We start from the raw sequence: 6542 nt of genomic DNA on the forward strand, positions 1-6542 counted from the left end.
GGCTTGCGGGCTGACGATGACGCTGCGCCCGGCCGCATCACCCACCAGGGTCCTGAGGGCATTCGTCGTCTCGGACCAGAAGTCGCTGACGCTCTTGGTCGTGAGCTGGCTGCTCTCTTGCGGCGTCGCGGTGGGCTGCGACGGCGTGCCCGAGCCCGGGCTGCCGCTGCTGGTATAGGGCGCCGAGCCCGAGCTGACGCGCACCTCGCTGCGACCGCTGCGCAGCAGGTTGAGCACATTGAGGGTGTAGACGCGGGTCTGCAGCGACGGGGGGTAGACGGTGATGCGGCGGCCCTCGACCTGGAAGTCAAAGCCATAGACGTCGCGGATGGCCTCCAGCGCCTCGCGCACCGTCACGCCCTTGAGCGTGACCGAGAGCGCGCCGCTCACTGCCGGGTGCACCAGCATGCTGAAGCGCGTTTCTGTGACGAGCGAGAGGAACACGTCACGCGCCGGAGCGCCGTTGACGACGAGGTCAAAGCGTGGCTCGGGCGGCAGCGCCGGTGCGACAGGTGGTGTGACGGGTTGCGCGACGGCCACTTCGGCCGGGCGCGCCGCAGCGGGAGCAGGCGCTGATGCGGCAACAGCCGTGGCCGGCGCGGCGCGCTGGGTCGTCAACTCGTCGCGCAGTGAACCTGCCGGCTGGGCCAGGCGCAGCGGCCGGTCGGCGCAGCCGCCGAGCAGGGCCAGCACAGCCAGCAAGATGGGGGTGAGCGCCTTCATGGCTTCTCCTTGGATGTCGTCTTGGGCTGGCGCTTCTCGACGCCCCCATACAGCGGTTCGCGGCGGATCTGGCCGCCCTCGTTCCACCAGATTGCGGTGTCGTCGATGCGCTGGATGCGCAAGCCGTCGACCATGTCGCCCACGCCGTAGCGGCGGCCCTGGATCACGAGGTAGGCGCGGCCGTCGCGGATCAGCACCTGGCGCGCGAGCGGCGCCTCGGGGTCGGCGCCGGCACCGGCTGATGCTGCCGAAGCCGGGCTGGCGGGCAACATGCCGGCGGGCCACTGCGTCGGGTCACGGTCGATGGCGTGGGCGCTTGTGGTGGCAAGCACCAGCAGGAGCAACGCAGCGCAGCGGGGCTTGAGCATCATGGGGCCAGCCTCAATACGTAGAGCTGCACAGCCAGGCGAGAGGTGTGGGAAGCGTCCTTGGCCTGGCCGCTGGTGCTGACCAGGCGCATATCGCCCCAGCGCAGGCCGGCCAGTTCCAGCTCCAGGCGCTGCAGGTAGCGGGTGATCTCGACGAAGCTGCCTTCGATCTGCAGGTCCACGCCCTGCCATTGCAGGCCGGGGATGCGGACCTGTCCGCCAGCGGCGTTGTTGTCGGGCGTGAGCAGGGTCAGGCGGTTGAGCTGCAGGCCGGGCTGGCCCACCAGCAGGCGCTGCAGCACGGTGGGCAGTGTGGTGGCCTCGTCCAGCTTGGCCACGCCGCCGGGCGCCACGCTTGAGAGCTCTTGGGCCAGGTGGGCGGCTTGCTTCTCGGCCTCGCGCACCTCGGCCAGCAGGCGGACGGCGGGCGAGTCGGCCTGCTGCTGGGTGCTGCTGAGCAGCTTCTCGCGCAGACCGTCGATTTCGGTGCGGCGGGTGGTCACCTCGGCAGCACGCAGCTTGGCGCGGGCATTGAGCGGCGTGAGCACCAGCGCGTCGAACAGAGCACCCACCACGGCGGCCATGGCGAAGAACAGGATGGCCCGCTCGCGCAGGCTCATGGCGTCGATGCGGCGCTTCTGGCGCTCCCACCGGGCGAGCCAGGCAGGCTGCGGGCGCTCGGCGCTGACTTCAGTCATGGCATTCAAGGTGCGGCTCCCGAGGCCGCGCTGCTGGCGGCCGGCTGCGGGGCGCTGACGGCTTCGAACAACCACACCGGCTGGCGCGCATTGCGCAGGGTGTCGGCCAGGGCGCCGCTGACCAAGGGCCCGCGCTCGGCGCCGCCGCCTTGCAGCAGGCGCTTGGCCGTGTCGGTCTCGGGCGCATTGATGTGCTCCACCCGCAGGCTCTGCAGCGTCTGGTTGACCAGCAGCGGGTGCGTGGTCAGGCGCGCCCACCAGGGGCGCAGGGTCTTGGTGTCCACCGTGCCGCCCTTGAGCTCCAGCCGCCCGGTGTGCCAGCTCAGTTCCGACAGCCAGGTGCCCTCGGGCACCGTGCGGCTCAGCAGCGAGAGCAGTTCGGAGTGCTTGAACTCGCCATCGCCAAGGCCCGCCAGCGCGCGCAGCACCAGCTCCTGGTCGGCATTGCGTTTTTGCAGTGCCTTGAGCTGCTGGGACAGCACGGCTTCGTCAGCCGGCGCTGGCTGGCTGGCCACGGCCACGGCCAGGGCCTGACGCTCCTGGTCGAGCTGAGCGAGCTGCTCGACATGGGCACGCCCGGCGCGCTGGTCGGCCCATTGCACATAGCTGGCCAGGGCCACGGCCGCCACCAGCAGCACGGCTGTGGCCTGCACCAGGGTGGTGGCCGAGAAATAGCGCTTCGGCGTCAGCAGAATCGGCGCGAGGAGGTTGATCTGTTGGGCCATGCCTCAGGCCTTCCTCTCGTCCACACGCAGCGCTGCGCCCAGCAGGGGCAGCAGGGCAGCGCGCGGCAGGCTGCCTTCGGGGGCCGGTGGCGTACCGGCAAAACCGGCCAACGGGTCCAGCGCAAAGGCCTGCACGCCCAGCTCACGCTGCACGAGGCCGGCGATGTCTTCGCTGCCTTCTTCGGCCAGCACATAGAGCCGGGCCAGCGGCAACTGCGGCCAGGAGCGGTCCCAGACGTCAAAGCTGCGCTGCAGCTCGACGATGAAGGGCGACTCGGCCTCGTTCATTTCAAAGGCGCCACCGGGCTGGTACTCGAAGCCCAGTGGCATGGCGGCCGTGCTGCCGGTGCCGCCGCCACGGGCGCGCTCCAGCAGCTTGGGGTCGGCTTCGAGGCGGCGGGTGTAGTGCAGCTCGTCGTTGGCGCAGACGACGAGCAGGTCTTGGCCATGGCCCACCAGCACGGCGGCGCAGGCGCGCTGGGCAATCTGGTCGCGGCGCATCTGCTGGTTCAGCAGGTTGCGCAGCGCGGTTTCCCGGATGTCGACGATGTGGGTCTCGGCCTTGAAGGGCGCGAGGCTGCCGGTCAGCGCGCGGATGGCGCGGTTGGGAGCTGTGATGACGAAGAGCTCGCGGTGGGGGCGCTCCACGTCGCCGCCCACGTGCATCACGTCAAGCGTGAAGTCATCGCCCTCGACGCTCGGCATCACGTCCTTGAACTGCCAGCGCGTGGCGGCCTTGAGCTCGTCTGCCGGCACATTGGGCGTGTCCACCTTGAGCACCTGGTAGGCCTCGGGGCCGAGCAGGCCGATCACCTCGCCCGCAGCCGGCGCGCTGCCCGTGAGCTGGCCCCAGCGCAGCACGCGCGGCCGGTGGCTGCTGGTGGGCGGCGCGTCCGTCAGCACGTAGGCGACCTGCTCGCCGGCCTGGGCAAAGCACAGGCGCTGGGGGCTGCGGTTCTTCAGCGGCCAGCGCATCAATAGTTCTCCCGCTGGAAGACCACGCCGTCGCTGCCGCGGTAGAGGCCCCAGGTGGCGCGCGCGCTCGGGTCGCTCAGGCTGCTGCTGCTGCACCAGGTGTGGCGCAGGCCGTCGAGGTTGGCGCCGCTGCTGGCGGTGGTGGTCTTGCTGGCCCAGCTGCTGGCCAGGCAGGAGGCATCGGTGCTGCTGCTGCCCAGGGCCAGCGCGATGTCCACGCTGCCCACGCGACCGCTGCCTGGCGCCGCCAGGGTCAGGTAGCTCGGGCTGCTGCCGCTCACGGTGACGCTGCTGGGCGTCATCACGATGTCGGCCGCGAGCAGTTGCTTGCGCAGGTTGCCGGCGCTGAGGTTGCTGCTGCTAACGCGGGTGCAGGAGTCCAAGGTGTTGGTGACAAAGGCGCTGCCGTTCCAGTATTGGGCCGTGAGGGGAAGCTTGAGCGCCCGATTGGCGGCGCCTAGCGCATTCTGGAGGCGCAGTCTCCCGTGCCGCAGCGAAATTGTCCCGACCAATGTGACGTCTGCGCTGTCTGCGGGGCTGTCGGTGTCGAGATTCAGCGACACCATGCCCACGCCGTCGCTGTCCAGCGCCGAAATGCCGAACTGGGCGGTGTCGAAGGGGCCGTCGGGCGTGCTGCTGCTTTTGCTCACCTGAGCCGTCAGCGTGGCGCCCGTGGCCACGCCATTGACCCAACTGCCACTGCCGGTGCCCAACTGCAGCCGGCCGCCGGTCTTGAAGGGCGTGCTCCCGCCAATGCCGGCAGGGTGCAGGTTGCTGGCTGTGCTGAAGTCCAGCTTGGCGAAGGCGCCGGTGTAGTTGGTGGTGGTGGCGCCGGCCGTGTTCTGTGCGGTGAGCGTGAAGCCGAGCTGGAAGTTCTCGCCCAGGTAGGTGAAGGCCGAGGCCGGGCTGCAAGCCTGGCTGCTGCGGTGGGTGATGGCCGGGCTGCTGAGCGCAAAGCCAGCCGGCACGAAGCGGCCAACGCGGGTCTGCGGGCTGCCGGCCGCATCGAACACGACTGCATCGATGGTGACGCCGCTGGCCCCCAGGTAGTTGGTGACCACGCTGCTGGTGTTCAGCGTGAAGCTGCCCACCTCGCTGTAGGCCAGGTTGTTGACGGTGACGCTGCCGCTCGTGAAGCCACTCACGGCCCCGTTGCTGAGGCTGCCGAGGGTGCCGCCTGCGGGGGTTTGTGTGCCGGCCACTGGGCCGAGGGTGACCGTGCTGTTGAAGCCAGCCGCCAGACCGCCACTGCTGAGCTGGCTGAGGGTGGCCGTGCTGTCGACCACGCCATCGTTGTTGCTGTCGGCCGCTGCGCTCCAGCGGTAGGCCGCCAGTGTGGCCGAGAACGACGCACCGGCCTTGCCAAAGACCGCGTCAGTGGCTGCGCTGCCCGCCGGGTTGGCCGTGCCCGAGAGGGTCAGGCCACTGACAGCAATCGCCAGTGGACGCACGGTCAGGTCGCTCAGGCTGCCGCTGATGGTGCTGCTGGCGTAGGTGCCCGAGTCGTCGTCGAGGTTGAGCGCATAGCGGCCCACGTCGGTGGTGGCCAGGTTGAAGTTGGCCACGCCGCTGCTGAAGCTGAGCGTCAGGTTGTTGCTGCCGGGCCGGCTGGCGGGCACGGTGAGCGCCGGGCTGACGACGCTGGGCGCCGTCCAGGGGCCGCCGGTGTCGGTGCGCCAGAGCTTGAGGTTGCGGCTGCCCGTGAAATCGGTGGCCACGCCGCAGCGGCCAGTGCTCGGGTCCTTTTTGATCAAGGACACCTGCGCGGCTTGGTTGCGCCCGGCTATGGCCAGATTGCCAACCACGGCCCATTCAAAGGCGTTGTTGCTGAAGCTGATGCTGGCCGAGGTGCTGCTGCTGGCCGAGACGGCGGCATCTACCACGGTCACGGTCAGCGTCTGGGCCAGGCTGTGGCTGAGGCGCAGCTTGACCACGCCGGCGTCGCTGGCCGAGAAGGTGTAGCTGGCCAGGCCACTGTTGGCGGCGCCGGCCGTGAGCGTGCCCGCAGGCGCCGGGCCAGAGCCAGCCGACCAGTCGCCCCTGCCACTGGATGTGGAGAGGTTGACCGTGCCGGTGTAGCCGGTGAGCGTGGCGCCGCCGCTGTCCTTGGCGGTGAGCGTCAGGGTCTGCGGGGTGCAGGTGGACGCGGCGCCCGTGCCGGCGATGCCGAAGCTGGCAATCGCCGGCGTGGCCGTGCACAGGCCTGGCGCCGCCAGGCCGCTGTTGTTGATGAGGCAGCTGTTCGTGCAACTGCCCATGCTGCCGCAGCAGATGCTGCCCGCCTTGGCCCCCGAGGCCAGCGAGATGTTGCCGCTTGAGGCCCTGACGCACGAGGTCACCTGCGCGTTGCCGTTGAAGTTGATGCCATTGGCGGCCGTGAGCTTGCCCGTGATCAGCACGGAGGCCCCGAGGCTGATCGACTGGGACGTGGACTGCGCGTCGCCGGTGATCTTGGCGCCGTTGCTGAGATTGAAGTTGTTGGTCACCCGAACATTGCCGACGATGTCGGTGCCCGTGCCCCAGTTCACGTCGCCCGAGATGACCAGGGTCAGGTCCGAAGCGGCACCGGCCGTGTTGATCTTGACGCCGGTGAGGCTGGGGTTCCCGGCGATGTTGATGGTGGCAGGCTTGGTGCCCGCGATCACGATGATGTCGCCGCTGGACAGGTTGAGCGAGGTGCAGCTGTAGGTGCCGCCACTGCCCGAGCAGGTGCCGGGCATCGAGGTGGGGAAGGTGTACGTGGCCGCCACGGCCCAGCCGGGTGCCAGCAGGCAAAGCAAGCAGTTCAGCCATATGAGCCAGCGCTTCATTTGCCCACCGTCCGGGTCAACTGCCGCTCGGCATAGGTGGGCTCGCGCGTGGCGTTGTTGGGGCAACTGCCTGCCGCGCTGATGTTGCAGGCCGTGGCGACGATTTCGTAGAAGACCAGCGCCTGGTCGCCATCGGTGGCTGTGCCACTGGAGGGCGTGCGGGTGCAGGCGACGGTGACGCTGAAGTCGCTCAGCTGGTCGGGCAAGGTGAAGCTCTTGGTGGCAAAGCAGGCCGGCTGTGAG

Annotated in this window: 6 protein-coding genes and 1 pseudogene; all 7 read right to left on the reverse strand. The window is 69.5% G+C overall.

Annotation, left to right across the window (positions count from 1 at the left end; all coding sequences use genetic code 11):
* Positions 1 to 723, reverse strand: a 723-nt coding sequence (locus ABDJ85_RS20165) for a secretin N-terminal domain-containing protein (protein ID WP_347706608.1), incomplete at its 3' end; no start/stop codon positions are given.
* Entirely contained in the window at positions 720 to 1094 is a 375-nt protein-coding gene (locus tag ABDJ85_RS20170; RefSeq protein WP_347706609.1) for a hypothetical protein, read from the reverse strand. The genes ABDJ85_RS20165 and ABDJ85_RS20170, both read right to left, overlap by 4 nt.
* The gene (locus ABDJ85_RS20175; RefSeq protein WP_347706610.1) at positions 1091 to 1789 is read right to left on the reverse strand and encodes a hypothetical protein; all 699 of its coding nucleotides are present in this window, start codon (positions 1787 to 1789) and stop codon (positions 1091 to 1093) included. Before ABDJ85_RS20175 ends, ABDJ85_RS20170 begins: the two co-directional genes overlap by 4 nt.
* 5 nt (positions 1790 to 1794) lie before the next feature.
* A complete protein-coding gene (locus ABDJ85_RS20180) occupies positions 1795 to 2514 on the reverse strand; it encodes a PilN domain-containing protein (RefSeq protein WP_347706611.1) in 720 nt (239 codons plus the stop codon).
* Between the two features lie 3 nt (positions 2515 to 2517).
* On the reverse strand, positions 2518 to 3489 hold the full coding sequence (locus ABDJ85_RS20185) for a hypothetical protein (RefSeq protein WP_347706612.1): 972 nt from the start codon (positions 3487 to 3489) through the stop codon (positions 2518 to 2520).
* The gene (locus ABDJ85_RS20190; protein WP_347706613.1) at positions 3489 to 6299 is read right to left on the reverse strand and encodes a DUF6701 domain-containing protein; all 2811 of its coding nucleotides are present in this window, start codon (positions 6297 to 6299) and stop codon (positions 3489 to 3491) included. Before ABDJ85_RS20190 ends, ABDJ85_RS20185 begins: the two co-directional genes overlap by 1 nt.
* A pseudogene (locus ABDJ85_RS20195) lies at positions 6296 to 6542 on the reverse strand (hypothetical protein); the annotation flags it as partial. The gene ABDJ85_RS20190 and the pseudogene ABDJ85_RS20195, both read right to left, overlap by 4 nt.

This window comes from Roseateles paludis (assembly GCF_039872745.1).
GTDB classification, from domain to species: Bacteria; Pseudomonadota; Gammaproteobacteria; order Burkholderiales; family Burkholderiaceae_C; genus Pelomonas; species Pelomonas paludis.